Source organism: Deinococcus sp. KSM4-11 (genome assembly GCF_004801415.1).
Lineage (GTDB): Bacteria > Deinococcota > Deinococci > Deinococcales > Deinococcaceae > Deinococcus.
Map to the genome: position 1 here is coordinate 312,221 of NZ_SSNX01000004.1, position 15,974 is coordinate 328,194.

16 protein-coding genes and 1 tRNA gene are annotated in these 15,974 nt (G+C 69.5%); 9 read left to right on the forward strand and 8 right to left on the reverse strand.

Going from position 1 to position 15,974, the window contains the following annotated elements; genetic code table 11:
• Window positions 1–139: 139 nt before the first annotated feature.
• Together E7T09_RS13745 and plsY are read right to left on the reverse strand one after the other, a co-directional pair.
• Window positions 140–448, reverse strand: coding sequence for a hypothetical protein (locus E7T09_RS13745; RefSeq protein WP_136389750.1), 309 nt, complete (start codon window positions 446–448; stop codon window positions 140–142).
• 104 nt (window positions 449–552) lie between these two features.
• Window positions 553–1,149 carry a glycerol-3-phosphate 1-O-acyltransferase PlsY gene (gene plsY, locus E7T09_RS13750; RefSeq protein WP_136389751.1) on the reverse strand — a complete coding sequence of 199 codons (597 nt, stop codon included), beginning with the start codon at window positions 1,147–1,149 and terminating at the stop codon, window positions 553–555.
• A gap of 79 nt (window positions 1,150–1,228) precedes the next feature.
• Between plsY and E7T09_RS13755 the strand changes: the two genes are divergently transcribed.
• From E7T09_RS13755 to E7T09_RS13785, 7 genes are all read left to right on the forward strand, one after another.
• Window positions 1,229–1,318 (forward strand) — tRNA-Ser (locus tag E7T09_RS13755).
• 112 nt (window positions 1,319–1,430) lie between these two features.
• Entirely contained in the window at window positions 1,431–2,678 is a 1,248-nt protein-coding gene (locus E7T09_RS13760; RefSeq protein WP_240741789.1) for an MFS transporter, read from the forward strand.
• 130 nt (window positions 2,679–2,808) lie between these two features.
• Window positions 2,809–3,831, forward strand: coding sequence for a phosphate ABC transporter substrate-binding protein PstS (pstS, locus tag E7T09_RS13765; RefSeq protein WP_136389752.1), 1,023 nt, complete (start codon window positions 2,809–2,811; stop codon window positions 3,829–3,831).
• A gap of 137 nt (window positions 3,832–3,968) precedes the next feature.
• Window positions 3,969–4,979 (forward strand): phosphate ABC transporter permease subunit PstC, encoded by a 1,011-nt coding sequence (gene pstC / locus E7T09_RS13770; protein WP_136389753.1) that lies wholly within the window; start codon window positions 3,969–3,971, stop codon window positions 4,977–4,979.
• A 74-nt stretch (window positions 4,980–5,053) separates the two neighbouring features.
• The gene (gene pstA / locus E7T09_RS13775; RefSeq protein ID WP_240741798.1) at window positions 5,054–5,842 is read left to right on the forward strand and encodes a phosphate ABC transporter permease PstA; all 789 of its coding nucleotides are present in this window, start codon (window positions 5,054–5,056) and stop codon (window positions 5,840–5,842) included.
• Window positions 5,843–5,854: 12 nt separating this feature from the next.
• Window positions 5,855–6,619 (forward strand): phosphate ABC transporter ATP-binding protein PstB, encoded by a 765-nt coding sequence (gene pstB / locus E7T09_RS13780; RefSeq protein ID WP_136389755.1) that lies wholly within the window; start codon window positions 5,855–5,857, stop codon window positions 6,617–6,619.
• A 29-nt stretch (window positions 6,620–6,648) separates the two neighbouring features.
• Window positions 6,649–7,104 (forward strand): isoprenylcysteine carboxylmethyltransferase family protein, encoded by a 456-nt coding sequence (locus E7T09_RS13785; RefSeq protein ID WP_136389756.1) that lies wholly within the window; start codon window positions 6,649–6,651, stop codon window positions 7,102–7,104.
• A gap of 3 nt (window positions 7,105–7,107) precedes the next feature.
• On the opposite strand, the gene E7T09_RS13790 is transcribed toward E7T09_RS13785, so the two are convergent.
• From E7T09_RS13790 to gltX, 4 genes are all read right to left on the reverse strand, one after another.
• The gene (locus tag E7T09_RS13790; protein ID WP_136389757.1) at window positions 7,108–8,298 is read right to left on the reverse strand and encodes an MFS transporter; all 1,191 of its coding nucleotides are present in this window, start codon (window positions 8,296–8,298) and stop codon (window positions 7,108–7,110) included.
• Complete coding sequence (locus E7T09_RS13795; RefSeq protein WP_136389758.1) at window positions 8,295–8,720, reverse strand: cobalamin B12-binding domain-containing protein; 426 nt, start codon at window positions 8,718–8,720, stop codon at window positions 8,295–8,297. The genes E7T09_RS13790 and E7T09_RS13795 overlap by 4 nt, the downstream gene beginning before the upstream one ends.
• A gap of 141 nt (window positions 8,721–8,861) precedes the next feature.
• Window positions 8,862–9,215, reverse strand: coding sequence for a DUF1304 domain-containing protein (locus E7T09_RS13800; protein WP_136389759.1), 354 nt, complete (start codon window positions 9,213–9,215; stop codon window positions 8,862–8,864).
• Window positions 9,212–10,633 carry a glutamate--tRNA ligase gene (gene gltX / locus E7T09_RS13805; RefSeq protein ID WP_136389760.1) on the reverse strand — a complete coding sequence of 474 codons (1,422 nt, stop codon included), beginning with the start codon at window positions 10,631–10,633 and terminating at the stop codon, window positions 9,212–9,214. The genes E7T09_RS13800 and gltX overlap by 4 nt, the downstream gene beginning before the upstream one ends.
• Window positions 10,634–10,756: 123 nt before the next feature.
• Here gltX and E7T09_RS13810 point away from each other — a divergent pair, with 123 nt between their 5' ends.
• Together E7T09_RS13810 and E7T09_RS13815 are read left to right on the forward strand one after the other, a co-directional pair.
• Window positions 10,757–12,094, forward strand: a complete 1,338-nt coding sequence (locus tag E7T09_RS13810) for a glycosyltransferase family 2 protein (protein WP_136389761.1) — start codon at window positions 10,757–10,759, stop codon at window positions 12,092–12,094.
• A 114-nt stretch (window positions 12,095–12,208) separates the two neighbouring features.
• The gene (locus E7T09_RS13815; protein WP_240741790.1) at window positions 12,209–13,519 is read left to right on the forward strand and encodes a glycosyltransferase; all 1,311 of its coding nucleotides are present in this window, start codon (window positions 12,209–12,211) and stop codon (window positions 13,517–13,519) included.
• 3 nt (window positions 13,520–13,522) lie between these two features.
• On the opposite strand, the gene E7T09_RS13820 is transcribed toward E7T09_RS13815, so the two are convergent.
• Both E7T09_RS13820 and purH read right to left on the reverse strand, forming a co-directional pair.
• Complete coding sequence (locus tag E7T09_RS13820; protein WP_136389762.1) at window positions 13,523–14,422, reverse strand: bifunctional 5,10-methylenetetrahydrofolate dehydrogenase/5,10-methenyltetrahydrofolate cyclohydrolase; 900 nt, start codon at window positions 14,420–14,422, stop codon at window positions 13,523–13,525.
• The gene (gene purH, locus E7T09_RS13825) at window positions 14,423–15,970 is read right to left on the reverse strand and encodes a bifunctional phosphoribosylaminoimidazolecarboxamide formyltransferase/IMP cyclohydrolase (RefSeq protein ID WP_168734849.1); all 1,548 of its coding nucleotides are present in this window, start codon (window positions 15,968–15,970) and stop codon (window positions 14,423–14,425) included.
• Window positions 15,971–15,974 lie beyond the last annotated feature (4 nt).

Consider the following 15,974-nt stretch of genomic DNA (forward strand, 5'->3'; position numbering starts at 1 on the left):
GGCGGGGCGGTTGCCTTCACGACACCGCCCTTAGGGAGTAATGGTGGTCGCGTGGGTCTGCATGCCTGCCAGGGTAGACGCTGCGGCGCAGAGGGTCAAGCGGCCCGTCTGGACGGCCCCGCTCCTCCAACCTTGGGGTTCAGCCCTTGCGGCGGAACAGGCCACCGAGCAGTCCACCCCCCGCCTTCTTCGGCTCCCGCCGGGGCTGGAAGTCCTCCAGCTTGATCTCCGCTTCCGGGTGCGGCGCGGCCTCCCAGCCGAGGTTCGTGGCGATCAGGCCGCCGTAGCGACCGGCGGCATACAGGGCATGCTCGCGCTCCTGTTCCTCGGTCATCGCGCGCGGGTCGGCGAGGGCCTCCAACATGGCCTGCAGGCTCTCGTCGGCGCACGTCCACTGCCCCTGACTGAACACGGCCTCCTGGCCATAAATGCGGATTCTGGCGGACATACTGAGGACTCCGGAAATACATGGGAAGCGGACGGCGGGCGTCCGGCCTGGGGTGAGGTTGTGTAACCCACCCAGAATAGCGCTCCGGCCGCTCCCGTGCCCGCTCAGGTTACTTTTTCACCTAGACGCCGCTCCTTGCCGGCGTGCAGGCGCGCGATGTTCTCCCGGTGCAGCCAGATCAGCTGCCCGGACAGGATCAGCACGATCACGATCATCCACACGGGCCGCTGCATCACGATGACCAGCAGCGCCGCCAGGGCCGCCGCCACGATGCTCCCGGCCGACACGAACCGCGTGAGCCACATGGTGAAGATGCCCACGGCGAAGGCGCACAGGCCCACCACCGGATCGATGGCGGCCAGCGTGCCGAAACTGGTCGCCACGCCCTTGCCGCCCCGGAAGCCCAGAAACGGGCTGTAGTTGTGCCCGATGACGGCCGCCAGCCCGCACAGCGCCGACCACAGCCCGTCCAGGCCGAGGGCATGCGCGATCCAGACGGCCAGCGCTCCTTTGAGGATGTCGAAGAGCGCCACGGCCAGCGCTGGCCCCTTGCCGACCGACCGCAGGACATTCGTCGCGCCGCTGTTGCCGCTGCCGACCGTGCGGATATCCACGCCACGCGCGCGCGCCACCCAGGCGGCCGCCGGAATGGAACCCAGCAGGTACGAGAGCAGCAGGGCGAACACGGTCACGAGGGTCACGGTCGGATTCTATGCCCGCCTGCCCGCCGGCACCCCCGGTTTGATTTCCTGGGGGGCATGGGCTACTCTGCTGTGCGCTGGAACGGTGCCCGAGTGGTTGAAGGGGCACGCCTGGAAAGCGTGTGTACGGGCAACCGTACCGAGAGTTCGAATCTCTCCCGTTCCGCCAGCTCTGCGCCCCGCTTCGGCCTCCGTGCCCCGGGGCGTCACTTATTGCCCGGCACCGTCTGTCCTGCCCCGTGCGCCCCGTTCCCCGGCCCTTCCCTCCCTAAGGAGTACGTGTGTCTACCGCGTCATGGCGTCCCTGGCCGTCACTGGCGGGCCTGCCCCGCAATGCCCGCAGCACCATCATCACCGAGCCGCTGTGGGCGGTGTTCGGCACGGTGGTGCTGTATTACGCGCCGCTGTACATGCGGGAGGTCGGGCTGAGCAGCAGTGAGATCGGCTGGGTGGGGTCGGTCACGCTGGCGTTCTCCTTCCTGTTCCAGATCATGGCCGCGCCGATCACCAACCGGCTGGGACGTAAACGCACCACGCTGCTATGGGATCTGGTGTCGTGGACTCTGCCGATGTTCGTGTGGGCGGTCTCCAGCAGCGTGTGGGCCTTCATGGTGGCCGGGGTGCTGAGTGCCACTGGCCGGATCGTGATGGTGTCGTGGAGCCTGCTGGTCGTCGAGGACGTGCCGCAGTCGCAGCGGGCGCGGGTGTTCGGCATCCTGAACCTGATCGTGGCGCTGTGCGGGCTGGTGGCGCCGGTCGTGGGGCTGATCATGCAGGCGCACGGCGTGGTGCCCACCATGCGGGTGTTCTACGCGCTGGGCGGCGTGGGCATGACCGTGATGTTCCTGTGGCGCAACGCGATCACGCAGGAGACCGGCACCGGGCAGGCGGCCATGCTCGAGCACCGGGACCTACACCTGCTGGGCAGCCTGAAGCAGACGCTGGGGCACGTCTGGGAAGGACGGCGTTCGCCGGGCCTGCCCGTCGTGGTGGCGTTCTACGTGCTGAGCCTGTTCATCGATCAGATGAACCTCTTCCAGATCCTGTTCTACCGGGAGACGCTGGGCTTCAGCGTGAGCACCGTGTCGCTGCTGCCGGTCGTGACGGCCGCCGTGACCGTCCTGATGTACGGCCTGATCCTGCGGCGGATCTCGCACGTCCCGGCCGAGCGGACGCTGGTGGTCACGCGTGTGCTGGGGCTGGTGGGTGCGGGGGCCCTATTGATGGTGCCCGCCGGGAACGTGATTGCCCTGCTGGTCGTGGTGGCGCTGCTGGCCGCCGCCATCTTCCTGACGCAGATCTACCAGAGCACTGTGCTGTTTGCGCGGCTCCCCGAACGCGGCAGCGCCGACCTGTACTCGGGCGTGCAGCTCCTGGCGCTGCTCGTCTCAATTCCGGCGGCGGGCGTGGCGGGCGTGATCTACCACGCGCATCCGGCCACGCTGTTCGCCGTGATCGCCGTGCTGAACGCGGCGCTGCTGGGCCTGGCCGTCATGCTGGCCCGGCAGCGGCCCGCCACCAATCCCTGACATGACCGGCCCCGGAGGTGCCCGCCACGCCCGCCGGAAGCGCACGCCGTGTTCGGAAGCCCACACGGGCTGACATTGCCCTGACGGAGCCTGACGGAGCACTGACACAAGCCCGCCAAGCTGGGCGCGTATGAAGAACCTCCTGACCCTGGGCCTTGCCCTTGTCGCAACGACCGCCACCGCCCAGAGCCTCACGGGCGCCGGGGCCTCCTTCCCCTTCCCGCTGTACTCGAAGATGTTCGCCGAGTACAAGACGGCGAACGGCGTCGACGTGAACTACCAGTCCGTCGGCAGCGGCGCGGGCCAGAAGGCCATCACCGAGCGCACCGTGGACTTCGCCGCCAGCGACAACCCCATGAGCGACGACTCCATGAAGGCCGCGCCCGCCAAACTGCTGCACATCCCCACCGCCATCGGCGCCGTGGTGCCCTCGTACAACCTGCCCGGCGTGACCGCCCCCCTCAAGTTCACCGGCGCGGTGCTCGCGGACATCTACCTGGGCAAGATCAAGACCTGGAACGACAAGGCCATTGCCGCGCTGAACCCCGGCGTGACCATTCCTCCGCTGCCGATCACGGTGGCCCGCCGCAGCGACGGCTCGGGCACGACCTTCGTGTTCAGCGACTACCTGAGCAAGGTCAGCAGCGAGTGGAAGACCAAGGTCGGCGTGGGCAACTCCTTGAGCTGGCCCGTCGGCACCGGCGCCAAGGGCAACGACGGCGTGGCCGGCGTGGTCAAGAGCACCCCCGGCGCGATCGGCTACGTGGAACTGGTGTACGCCAAGCAGAACAAACTGCCCTTCGGCAGCGTGCAGAACCACGCCGGCAAGTTCATCCTGGCCGACAACGGCCCCGCCGCGCTGGCCGCCAAGGGCGTCGTCATTCCCGCCGATACCCGCGTGTCCCTGACCAACTCCGCGAACGCCGACGCCTACCCGATCGCGAGCTTCACGTACATCATCTTCTACCAGGATCAGAAGTACGGCAGCCGCACGTTGGCTCAGGCGCAGGAGCTCAAGAAGCTCCTGACCTGGATGGTCACGACCGGCCAGCAGTACAACGAGCCCCTGGATTACGCCAAGCTGCCCGACAACGTGGCCGCCAAGGCCAAGACCATCATCGGCACCCTGACCTTCGACGGCAAGAAGATCTGAACGCCTGAACCTCCACGGGGCGGCTCTCCACGCGGGAGCCGCCCGTTCTCTGTCCACGCCGGATGGTCGTGGGCTGACCTGCCCCTGACGAACGCAGGGTGAACTGGGACGACGATGCCTGCCGAGGTCATGACGACATGAGTGAACCCACCCGAAGTGCCCCCACGCCCGCCCGACTCTCCAGCCGCAGCGACCGCGTGTTCGAGGTGCTGATCCTGCTGCTCGCCTCGATCATCGTGCTGGTGTTCCTGACCAGCATCTACCAGCTGGGCAAGGATTCCTGGCCAGCCCTGCAGCACTTCGGGCTGAGCTTCTTCACGCAGCGCACGTGGAACCCGGTGGCGGGCACCTTCGGCGCGGCCTCCATGATCGCGGGTACGCTCGTCACCAGCCTGGCCGCGCTGGTCATCAGCGTGCCGCTGGCCGTCGCGAGCGCGCTGTTCGTGGCCGAATACGCCCCGAAATGGCTGGCCAACCCGGTCGGCTACCTGATCGAGCTGCTGGCCGCCGTGCCCAGCGTGGTGTACGGTTTGTGGGCGCTGTTCGTGATCGCGCCCATCCTGGGGCGCTGGCAGATCACCTTCTTCAACCCCGAGTTCCCGGACCGGCTGGCGCTGTACACCAAGTGTGCCGGGCTGTGGGCCGAGAACAAGACCACCCTGCAATGCTTCTTCGTGCCCAGCAGCGGCGCGGGGCGCGGGCTGGCGCTGGCGATCATCATCCTGACCGTCATGATCCTGCCGTACACGGCCTCGGTGGCGCGGGACGTGATCCGGCTGGTGCCCGCCGACCAGCGGGAAGCGATGTACGCGCTGGGCGCCACCAAGTGGGAAGTCATCTCGCGCGCCATCCTGCCCTACGCCCGCGCCGGCATCCTGGGCGGTGTGATCCTGGCGCTGGGCCGCGCGCTGGGCGAGACGCTGGCGGTGGCCATGGTCATCGGCGACAGTCAGGACGTCCTGAGATCCATCTGGGGCAACGCCAGCACCATGGCCTCGGTGATCGCCAACCAGTTCGGCGACGCCCGCGAGACCCTGCACCGCTCCTCGGTGGTCACGCTGGGCCTCACGCTGTTCTTCCTGAGCGTGGCCGTGAACTACGTGGCGCGGCTCATCATCGCCCGCCTGACCCCCCGGGGCATCCAGTGATGAGCGTGAGCACCTCCACGACCGCCGCGCGTCCCACCGGGCTCAGCCCGGCCCGGCGCGCGAAGAACCTGCTGATGGGCGGCCTGATCCTGCTGGCCACGCTGGTCGTCGTCGCGCCCCTGATCCTGATCTTCCTGTACCTGCTGCGCGAGGGGATCGGCGCGATGAACGTCGCGTTCTTCACGAAGGTGCCCGCCCCGGAAGGCGAGACGGGCGGCGGCCTGTTGAACGCCATTCTCGGCAGCGTCGAGATGCTGCTGATGGCCTCGGTGATCGGGGTGCTCGTCGGCGTGGCCGGCGGCATCTTCCTCTCCGAGTACCCCCGCCACCGCCTGATGCCCACCATCCGCATGCTCAGCGACGTGCTGGCCGGCATTCCTGCCATCGTCATGGGCCTGGTCGCCTACGGGCTGATCGTGCTGAAGTTCGGCTTCTCGGGTTTCGCAGGCGCCCTCGCGCTGGGCTTCCTGATGATCCCCATCGTCGTGCGGACCAGCGAGGAAGTCCTGAAACTCGTGCCCATCAGCATCCGCGAGGCCGGACTGGCGCTGGGTCTGCCCAAGTGGCTGGTCACGCTGCGGATCGTGCTGCCCGCCGCCGCCGGCGGGATCATCACCGGCATCATGCTGGCCCTGGCGCGCGTGGCGGGCGAGGCCGCGCCCCTGCTGTTCACCGCCTTCGGGAACCCGAACGTGAACCTCGACCCGAGCAAGCCCATGAGCGCCCTGCCGCTGGAGATCTACCGGGGCGCGACCAGCGCCTACGACGAGAACCAGCGCCTCGCGAAGGCCGGGGCCCTGCTGCTCATCACCTTGATCTTCGTTACCAGCCTGCTCGCCCGGCGCTTCAGCCGCCGCCGTTAAGGAGTCCGTTCCATGACCCAGCCCGTGATCCTCAGTGCCCAGAACGTGGACATCTTCTACGGTGAGAACCGCGCCGTGAAGAACGTCAGCCTGGACTTCCGCCGGGGCAGCGTGAACGCCCTGATCGGCCCGTCGGGCTGTGGCAAGACCACCTTCCTGCGCGCCATCAACCGCATGCACGACCTCACGCCGGGCGCACGCGTCGCGGGCAAGATCCTGCTCGACGGGCAGGACATCTACGACCCGGGCGTCGACCCGGTCAGCATGCGCCGCCGCGTGGGCATGGTGTTCCAGAAGCCCAATCCATTCCCGACCATGAGCGTGTTCGACAACGTGGTCGCCGGCCTGAAACTCACGGGCGTGCGCGACAAGGCCCAGCTCATGCAGGTCGCCGAACGCAGCCTGAAGGGCGCGGCCCTGTGGGAAGAGGTCAAGGATCGCCTGAACACGCCCGCCACCGGCCTGTCCGGCGGGCAGCAGCAGCGGCTGTGCATCGCCCGCGCCCTGGCCGTCGATCCCGAGATCCTGCTGATGGACGAACCCACCAGCGCCCTCGACCCGGCCAGCACCGCGAAGATCGAGGACCTGATGTCCGAACTGAAGAAGGTCACGACCATCGTGATCGTCACGCACAACATGCACCAGGCGGCCCGCGTGAGTGACACCACCTCGTTCTTCCTGGTGGGCGACATGGTCGAGCACGGCGTGACGGATCAGATCTTCACCAGTCCCCGTGACGAACGCACCGAAGCCTACGTGTCGGGCCGCTTCGGCTGACCTGAACCGGGCCGGACTACACTCCGGGCATGACCCCCGCCGCCCCCACCTTCCTGAACCGGGGCGGCGCCTTCGTGGTGGCCCAGGGCGTTCTGCTCGGCTTGATCGGGCTCAGCGGTGTCCGGCGGAGGCATGGGCACCCGGTCGGCCTGCCCTTGATGCTGGCGGGCGTGGCGCTGGGGATGCTCGGCGGAAGGTCGCTCGGACGGAACCTCACGGCGCTGCCGGAACCGCTGGAAGGCGGGCAGCTCGTGACGGGCGGCGTCTACGCGTCCGTCCGCCATCCCCTGTACACCGCGCTGCTGCTGGCTTCGCTGGGCTGGAGTGTGTTGCGGGGCAGCCGATCTTCGCTGGGCTGGACGGCTGCCCTGGCGATCCTGTTTCAGTTCAAGGCGAATCACGAAGAAGCGGCGCTGACGCGGAAGTTCCCGGAGTACGCCGCCTACCGGGCGCGCGTGAAGCGCTTCGTGCCCGGCGTGTACTGACGCTCAGGGCCGGACGGAGACGGACACTGGCCGTACCCGCCACGCGCTGAACAGGGGCAGCAGCGCCCAGACGGCGCACCCGGCGGCCAGCACGGGAAACCCCACGCGGGCGATGACCACGCCGCCCACCAGGGTGCCCACGCCGGACGCGACGAAGCCGAGGCTGTCCGTGACGCCCTGCGCCGCCGGGAAGCGCGTCAGGGCCTTGCTGCCGCTCACGAACGCGAGGTTCCAGCCCAGCCCCAGCAGGAACATCGACACGCCCAGCCACGCGGTGCCCGGCAGAGGGGCGGTCACGGCGGCCGACAGCAGCAGGGCCGCGCCGCCCACGTACCCGAAGCGCAGGCCCACGCGGTCGATCAGCGGGCCGGTCAGCCAGCCGAACCCGAACATGCCCAGGATGTGCCCGGAGACCAGCGCGGCCACGCCCGCGTGATCCACGCCCATGTGGTGGGCGCGCAGCGGGGTCAGGCTCATCAGGGTGACCATCACGCCCTGCGCGGTCGCGACGGCCAGCGCCGTGGACCGCACCCCTGGAATTCCGAAGGCCTGTCTGACCGTCAGCTGCGCCTGCGGAGTGCCGGCCACGGCGGGCCGCAGCGGCTTCCAGATCAGCATCAGCACCGCTCCCAGCGCCAGCAGTCCCCCGCCGACCAGCCACCCGGCGACCTCCGCCGTGCTGCCCAGCACGCCGCCCAGCGCCTCGATCGGGTGCGAGAAGCCGGTCACGACGAATGAGCCCAGCACGCTCATGAGCATCAGCACGCCCAGTGCCGTGCCGCGCCGTCCGTCCGGGACGCTCTCGGCGGCGGCGTAGCGGGCCTGCTGGTACCCGCCCTGCGCGCCGCCCATCATCATTGCGCCCAGCAGGAACACCGGCGTCAGGCCGGCGCGGGCGCCCAGGAAGCCGACCAGGGCGCCCAGCGCGCCCAGGGTGTAGGCCACCGCCAGCCCGAAGCGCCGGCCTGAGCGCAGCATCAGCGCGCCGAAGGCCCCGGCCGAGAGCGCCCCGGAGGCCTGGATCAGGGTGCTGGGCAGTCCGGCCAGGGTCTCGCTGGCCATGCCGCTGATGATCAGGCTGGCGAGCACCGTGCTGACGGTCGTCGCGCCCGTGGCCAGGGCCTGCGCGGCGTACAGGGGCAGCACCCGGCCCACGTCCAGCCGGGGAGTGGCCGCGACCGCCGCGTCACTCACGCCTCGCCCTGGGCCTGCCAGCGGGCCAGCACGGCCCCTTTCAGGTACGTGGCGGCGTCCTGGGTGCTCGCGCCGGGCGTGAACATGCGGCCCACGCCGAGTTTCTCCAGTTCCGGCAGATCCTGATCCGGGATGATCCCGCCACCGAACACGATGATGTCGTCGGCGCCCTGCTCGCGCAGCAGCGTCATGACATCGCGGAAGTAATGCATGTGCGCGCCCGACAGGACGCTCAGGCCGATGGCGTCCACGTCCTCCTGCACGGCGGCGTTCACGATCATCTCGGCCGTCTGGCGCAGTCCGGTGTAAATGACTTCCATGCCGGCGTCCCGCAGCGCGCGGGCCACGACCTTCGCGCCCCGGTCGTGGCCATCCATGCCGGGCTTGGCAATGAGAACCCGTATGCGGCGGTCTCCTGTCACGTGTGCTCCTCCTGGGTGAGCCGATCTAACGCTCGTTTGGCGCAGTCTACCGTCCGCAGGGGGGTTCACACGCTCGTCCGTCGGGACACCGACAAGGCCGCCATGCAGACCCTGCTGGCCACGCTCCCACTGACCTGGGCCTCAGCGGGACAGCAGGACGGCCAGGATCGCCAGCACGGCAGGTATCGTCTGCACGAACAGAATCCGGCGGTTCGCGGTCGCCGCGCCATACACGCCCGCCACCGCCACGCAACTCAGGAAGAACAGCTGCGTCGATGGCGAGTGGATGATCAGGCCCCAGATCAGTCCGGCGGCCAGGAAGCCGTTGTAGAGGCCCTGGTTCGCGGCCAGCGCCTTCGTCTGCGCGGCCAGGGCGGGCGTGGTGCCGAAGGCCTTCAGGGCGCGCGGCGTCTCCCACAGGAACATCTCCAGCACCAGGATGTAGATGTGCAGCAGCGCGATCAGGCCGACCAGGGCAGCCGCGACGGCGTTCACGAGACGGCCTTCGTGATGCGGCCCACGACCCGTTCCCGACCCAGCGTGGCGAGCAGGTCCGGCAGATCCGGGCTTTCCAGGGTTCCGGCCACGGCGGCGCGAACCGGGGGCATCACCTTCCCGAGCTTCAGGCCCTTCTCCTCGGCGTAGGTGTGGAACAGGGCCTTGATGGAGCCGGCGTCGAAGGTGGGCAGATTCTTCAGGCGGGACGCCAGCTCCGGCAGCAGCTCCCGCGCTCCGTCGATGGCAGCCTGCGCCTTCTCGTTCACCGCGTAGTCCTCGGTCCAGAAGTAGCCGGTCTTGTCGAGAAAGTCGCTGAACACCTCCAGGCGCGGCGTCATCAGCCTCGTCACCGCGCGGAAGTACTCGTCCAGCGGCAGCTCCGACTTCTGGGCAGCCAGGAAGGCGTGCAGACGGTGGGCCACGTCATCCTCCGTCAGCACCTCGCGCAGGTACTTGCCGTTGTACCAGCGCAGCTTGGCCTGATCGAACACCGGACCGCCCAGCGTGACGTCCTCCAGGCGGAACACCCGCCCGAACTCGGCCAGGTCGAAGATCTCCAGGCCGTCCGGGTGCGTCCAGCCCATGGTCGCCAGGAAGTTCAGCATCGCCTCGGGCAGGAAGCCCTGCTGCTGGTACCACTCGACGCTGGTGGGGTTCTTGCGCTTGCTGATCTTGGACTTGTCCGCGTTGCGCAGCAGGGGCATGTGCGCCCACACGGGTTCGGGCCAGCCGAAGGCGCGGTACAGCAGGATGTGGATGGGCGTACTCGTGATCCACTCCTCGGCGCGGATCACGTGCGTCACGCCCATCAGCCGGTCGTCGACCACGTTCGCCAGGTGGTACGTGGGGAATCCGTCGGCCTTCAGCAGCACCTTGTCGTCGATCTCGATGTTCTGGAAGTGGATCGGATCGCGCAGCCGGTCGTTCACCACCGTTTCCCCGTCGCGCGGCACCTTCAGGCGGATCACGGCGGCCTCGCCTGCATCCATCCGGCGCAGCGCCTCGGCCGGGTCGAGGTCACGGCTCGGAACGTGGATCACGTGGCCCGCCGCCTGCGCCGCCTCGCGCAGCGCACTCAGTTCCTCCGGCGTCTCGAAGGCCGGGTACGCGTGCCCGGACGCCACCAGCTGCCGGGCATAGTCGCCGTACAGCTCGAACCGCTCGGACTGCCGGTAGGGGCCGTTCGGGCCGCCCTGGAGGGGGGATTCGTCCGGGGTCAGGCCCAGCCACTGCATCATCTGGAAGATCCGGGTCTCGCTGCCCGGCACGTAGCGGCCCCGGTCCGTGTCCTCGATCCGCAAGATGAACGTCCCGCCGGCCTGCCGGGCCAGGGTGAAGTTGAACAGGCCGATGTAGGCGGTGCCCACGTGCGGGTCACCGGTGGGGCTGGGAGCAATGCGGGTCACGACAGACATGAGGAACAGGATACGGGGCGTGCCACCCCGGCCGCTCTCATCAAACCTGCTAGGCAGAACGGGGGCCCATCCGGCATGATGTGACGGTTAAGCTGCCGGCATGGCGGCCCTCCCGGGAGACCCTTGACCAACGCCCTCATTGTCCTCGACGTGCTCGGCCTGCTGCTCTTCGCGGCGTACGTGCTGCAACAGCTGCTGGCCGCCACCCGCCCCGCTCCCCGCCTGCCCGTGGCCGAGCGCGGTGCGGAACTGGTGTTCCTGATTCCCGCGCTGAACGAGGCGCAGGTGATCGGGGCGACGCTGGAGAACCTGCGCACCACCGTGCCCGGCGCGCGGATCGTGGTGATCGACGACGCCAGCGACGACGCCACCCCGGATCTCGTGGAGGCCTTTGCCCGGCGAGACCCTGGAGTGACCCTGTTGCGGCGCACCTTCCCCGAGGCGCGGCAGAACAAGGGCCGCGCCATGAACTGGGCCGTGCGGCAGCTGCTCGTCGACCCGGAGATCACCCGCCGCTCCCTGGCGGACACGGTCTTCGTGGTGATGGACGCCGACGGCCGCATCGGATCGGATTTCGCGCCGCAGGTGCGCGGGGCCTTTGCCGATCCGGACGTCATGGCCGCGCAGGGCTGGATGCGGTACCGGCAGACGGGGGCGCCCGCCGGGTGGCCCGGCGTGGCCGGCCGCATGCTGCTGTTCCAGCAGGATCTGGAAGCCTTCATCACCGGGCATATCCAGCGCTACCGGACGCTGGGCCGCACCGCGTCCCTGACGGGCAACGGGCAATGCATGCGGGCCAGTTACCTCGCCGCGCAGCTCGGCCGCGGGCAGGAGCCCTGGCCGGACGTGCTGCTCGAGGACTTCGCGAGCGCCATGGAAGTCCGCCTGCACGACCCCCGGCACCGCATCGCGTACCTGAGCGCGCACGTGCAGCAGCAGGGCATGGTCAATCCCGGCGAATTCGTCCGGCAGCGCGCCCGCTGGACGCAGGGCACCATGCAGTGCGTGACCTACCTGCCGAAACTGTGGCAGCGCCCGGTCAGCGGGATCACGCGGGTGGACTTCACCTACTTCATCCTGGCTCCCTGGCTGAACCTGCTCCTGATCCTCTCCATGACAAGTCAGGGCGTGCGCCGGGTGACCGGCTGGCAGGGTCTGCTGTTGCCCGGCTGGGTCGGCGTGCTGCTCACCGTGCTGCCCCTGGCCCTGCAACTGAACTGGGCCCTGCGGTACCGGGCCGAACGGCAGCTTCCGTGGACGGCCGTCCCGTACACGCTGGTCAGCCTGCCCATCTACTCGGTGGCGCTGCTGGCGAACATGCCCCTGGCGTACTGGAATTACTTCACCGGGAAGCGCACGTGGTACAAGAGCGTCCGCCACGACGAGAGCGTCGCCGATCTGGCCGCGGACCGTTCCCCGCAGGAGAGTGCCACCACCGTTCAGCAGTTCAGCACCGACTGAACCCACCGCCCAAGATGAGAGCCCGTGGATGTTCCTCAAGGATCATCCCATTTCGCGCGTGACCGGCCCGGCGCATAGTTTGAGGAGCACTTCACCACACCGACTGGGGTTCCCTTGACTGATGCCCTCCGCTGGTTTCTGACCGCCCTCGATCTGACCGGAGTGATCCTGCTGGCCGTGGCCTTCGCGCAGATGCTGCTCGCGGCCCTGCTGCCCCGCGTGCGCCACCGCCCTGCCCGTGGGGGAGACGCCCTGCACTTCACGTTCCTGATCCCCGCCCTGAACGAGGGGCGCGTGATCGGCGCGACCGTCACGACGCTGCGGACGCTGGCGCCGGACGCGCGGGTGGTCGTGATCGACGACGGCAGCGACGACCACACCGCCGCGGTGGTGCAGGCGCTCGCCGGGCAGGATTCCGGCATAGCCCTTCTGCGCCGCTCCCTGCCCTACGCGCGGCGCGGGAAGGGCGAGGCGCTGGGCTGGGCCACCCGCCACCTGCTCGACCGGCTGCCCACCGATGACCTGCAGCGCGAGATCTTCGTGGTCGTGGACGCTGACGGCCGCATCACTCCGGACCTGCTGCCTGAGGCGAGGGCGGCCATGGCCGATCCGCGCGTGGTGGGCGCGCAGGCGCGCGTACGCATCCGCCCCTCCGCGACGGGCCTGAGCGTGCAGAGCGTCATGGGCCGGATGCTGGAACAGCAGCAGGATCTGGAATTCACCGTGATCCGCTCTGTGCAGCGCCTGCGCCACCGCTGGCATACCGTGGGCCTGTGCGGGAACGGGCAGTTCATGCGGGCGTCGTACCTGCACGCGCAGTTCACCAGGGGCACGCCCCCGTGGCCCGACTGCCTCTCGGAGGATTTCGCCAGCGGTCTGGAGATGCGCCTCGCCTCGCCGGAACACCGCATGGTGCTGCTGGAGGCGGCCGTCACGCAGCAGGGCCTGCCGGACCTGCGGCGCTTCCTGCGGCAACGGGCCCGCTGGGCCCAGGGCACCCTGCAGTGCTGGCCCTACCTGCCGCGCGTGTGGCAGGAGCCCATGCCGCTGCGGGCACGGCTGGATCTGTCGTACTACCTGCTGGGGCCATGGTTGAGCGGCGTGGTGACCCTGTGTCTGCTCTCACAGCCGCTGCGCTGGGCGCTGCACACCCACGGTCTGATCCTGAATCCGGTGATCGGCGGTGGGCTCGCGGTGCTGACCACCGGAATGCAACTGCACTGGCTGGCCCGCTACCAGCACGAGCAGCGCCTGAACGCCGCGCAGTTCGTGCTTCTGCTGCTCGGCCAGCCGCTGTACGGCCTGGTGCTCAGCGCAAGCCTGCTTCTGGCCTACCGCCACCACGTCACGGGCCGCCGCGCGTGGGACAAGACCGTCCGCCATGTCGAGGCCCCGGACGCCCTGCGGGTGGGCAGCGGAGACTGAACCCTACTCGACGGGTTCGCCCCGCTGGAGCCGCACGGCCCGCACGAGGTTCTGGTACGTCAATGCGCTGGTGAGCGGCCCCACGCCGCCCGGCACGGGCGACTGGGCCCGTACCGGCAGGTTCGCCGCCGCGTCGCCCTCCACCCCGCCACCGGCCTTGACGTTGATGCCGGCATCAATGACGACATGATGCGGCTGCACGTGCTCCGGGCGCAGCAGGCCCGCGCGACCCACCGCCACGACCAGCGCGTCCACTCCGGCCAGCACGCCGCGCAGGTCGCGGGTGTGCTCGTTGCAGACGGTCACGGTCACGCCCCGGTTGTTCAGCATGAAGGCCAGCGGACGGCCCACCGTGCGTCCCGGCCCGATCACCGCCACCCGCAGGCCGCGCAGGTCGTCGCCCAGCACGCTGCGCAGCAGAAAGCGCACCGAGCGCGGCGTGGGCGGCAGCAGCGCCTCGGGCTCGCGTCCCGCCGCGATCAGCGCGAGATTGCCGGGCGTGAGTCCCTCCACGTCCTTGCGGTGCGCGACGTGCAGCAGCGCCTCGTCGGCGTCCAGCCCCGGCGCGAGGGGCAGTTCCAGCATGATGCCGTGCACCTGCCGGTCGGCCGAGAGGGCGTCCAGTGCTCCGTGCAGCTCCGCCTGCGTGGCCCCGGCCCCCAGGTCACCCACGCGGAACGCCACACCCAGCTTCCGTGCCCGCCGCGCCTTGGCGTCCACGTACACCGCCGAGGCCGGATCGCTCGACGCCAGCACGCTCACCAGCTGCGGCTGGAACGCCTCCGGGGCCTGCGCCCACGCCGCTAGCGCTCCCCGGACGCCCGCCATCACGTCCTCGGCGAGGTGCTTGCCCGTCAGGGCGAGCGGCGGCGCCTGCGGCCCGGTGCTCTCTGTGTCCGACATTCAGTGCTTGAAGTGCCGCGAGCCCGTGAACACCATGCTCAGGCCCAGCTCGTTGCACGCGGCGATGACCTCGGGGTCACGCTTGGCGCCGCCGGGTTGCAGGATGGCCGTCACGCCCGCCTGGGCGGCGAGGCGCACCACATCGTCGAAGGGGAAGAAGGCCTCGGAAGCGAGCACCGCGCCCCGCGCGTTCTCGCCCGCGTTCGCCACGGCGCGCTCGGCGGCCCAGATGCGGCTCACGGCCCCTGCGCCCAGGCCCACGGTCACGCCGCCTTTGGCGATCACGACCGCGTTGCTGCGGGCGTGCTTCACGGTCGCCCACGCGAAGCGCAGGTCGAGCCACTCCTGCTTGGTCGGTTCACGGGTGGTCACTGTTTCCGGGCAGAGGTCGTCCCACGGGCGGGCGTCCTTCTCCTGCACGGCGAAGCCCCCGGTCAGAGGCCGCACGTCCAGCACACTCACGTGCTCGCTGGGGCCGGCGATCAGCACGCGCAGGTCGGGTTTCTTCTCGGTGAACCACGCGATGGCCTCGGCCGTCACGTCCGGCGCGATCAGCACTTCCAGGAAGGTGCCGCGCATGCTCTGCGCCGCCACCAGATCCACCGGGCGGTTCACGGCGACCACGCCGCCGAACACGCTCAGGGTGTCCGCGTCGCGGGCGCGTTCCCACGCCGTCTTCACGTCGGCGGCCAGCGCCACGCCGCAGGGATTGGCATGCTTGACGGCCACGCACACGGCCGCGTGCTCCGGCAGAGCCGATTCCTGCGCCGAGAGTTCCTGGCACAGCGTCCACGCGGCGTCGGCGTCCGTGAAGTTGTTGAAGCTCATGGGTTTGCCCGCCACCACCCGCGCGTCGATGACCGGCCCCCTCGCGCTGCCCAGGCGGTAGATCGCGCCGGGCTGGTGCGGGTTCTCGCCGTAGCGCACCTCGGCGGTCTTCTCCAGGTTCAGCGTCAGCGTGTGCGGCAGGCTGGTCGGCAGCTCGTCGGAGGTGCCTTCCAGATACGCGGTGATGGCGGCGTCGTACTCGCTGGTGTGCCGGTAGGCCTTGGCGGCCAGACGCTTGCGGTCGGTCTCCGAGACCTCGTCCTGAAGGGCCACGGGGTAATCCGCCGGATCGACCAGCACCAGCACGCCCGCGTGGTTCTTCGCCGCCGAGCGGATCATGGCGGGGCCACCGATGTCGATGTTCTCCACGACCTCGTCGAAGGGAGCGCCGCGCGCCACCGTCTCCCGGAACGGGTACAGGTTCACGCACACCAGATCGATGGTGCCGATCCCGTGCTCCTGAAGCTGCCCCAGGTGATCCTCTTCGCGCCGGGCCAGGATGCCGCCGTGGATGGCCGGATGCAGCGTCTTCACGCGGCCGTCCAGCATCTCCGGGAAGCCGGTCACGTCGCTCACCTGCCGCGCGGGAATGCCCGCGCCCGTGATCGAGGCGTAGGTGCCGCCGGTGCTGAGGATCTCCCAGCCGCGCTGCTCGAGCTGCCGCGCGAATTCGATCACGCCGGTCTTGTCGCTCACGGAAATCAGGGCCCGTCTCGCCATGTTC

Bases quoted from the DNA above. Each gene is read 5' to 3' on its own strand.
- E7T09_RS13745 (WP_136389750.1), bottom strand. From the start codon at position 448: ATGTCCGCCAGAATCCGCATTTATGGCCAGGAGGCCGTGTTCAGTCAG.
- pstS (WP_136389752.1), top strand. From the start codon at position 2,809: ATGAAGAACCTCCTGACCCTGGGCCTTGCCCTTGTCGCAACGACCGCC.
- pstC (WP_136389753.1), top strand. From the start codon at position 3,969: ATGAGTGAACCCACCCGAAGTGCCCCCACGCCCGCCCGACTCTCCAGC.
- pstA (WP_240741798.1), top strand. From the start codon at position 5,054: ATGGGCGGCCTGATCCTGCTGGCCACGCTGGTCGTCGTCGCGCCCCTG.
- pstB (WP_136389755.1), top strand. From the start codon at position 5,855: ATGACCCAGCCCGTGATCCTCAGTGCCCAGAACGTGGACATCTTCTAC.
- E7T09_RS13785 (WP_136389756.1), top strand. From the start codon at position 6,649: ATGACCCCCGCCGCCCCCACCTTCCTGAACCGGGGCGGCGCCTTCGTG.
- gltX (WP_136389760.1), bottom strand. From the start codon at position 10,633: ATGTCTGTCGTGACCCGCATTGCTCCCAGCCCCACCGGTGACCCGCAC.
- E7T09_RS13820 (WP_136389762.1), bottom strand. From the start codon at position 14,422: ATGTCGGACACAGAGAGCACCGGGCCGCAGGCGCCGCCGCTCGCCCTG.
- purH (WP_168734849.1), bottom strand. From the start codon at position 15,970: ATGGCGAGACGGGCCCTGATTTCCGTGAGCGACAAGACCGGCGTGATC.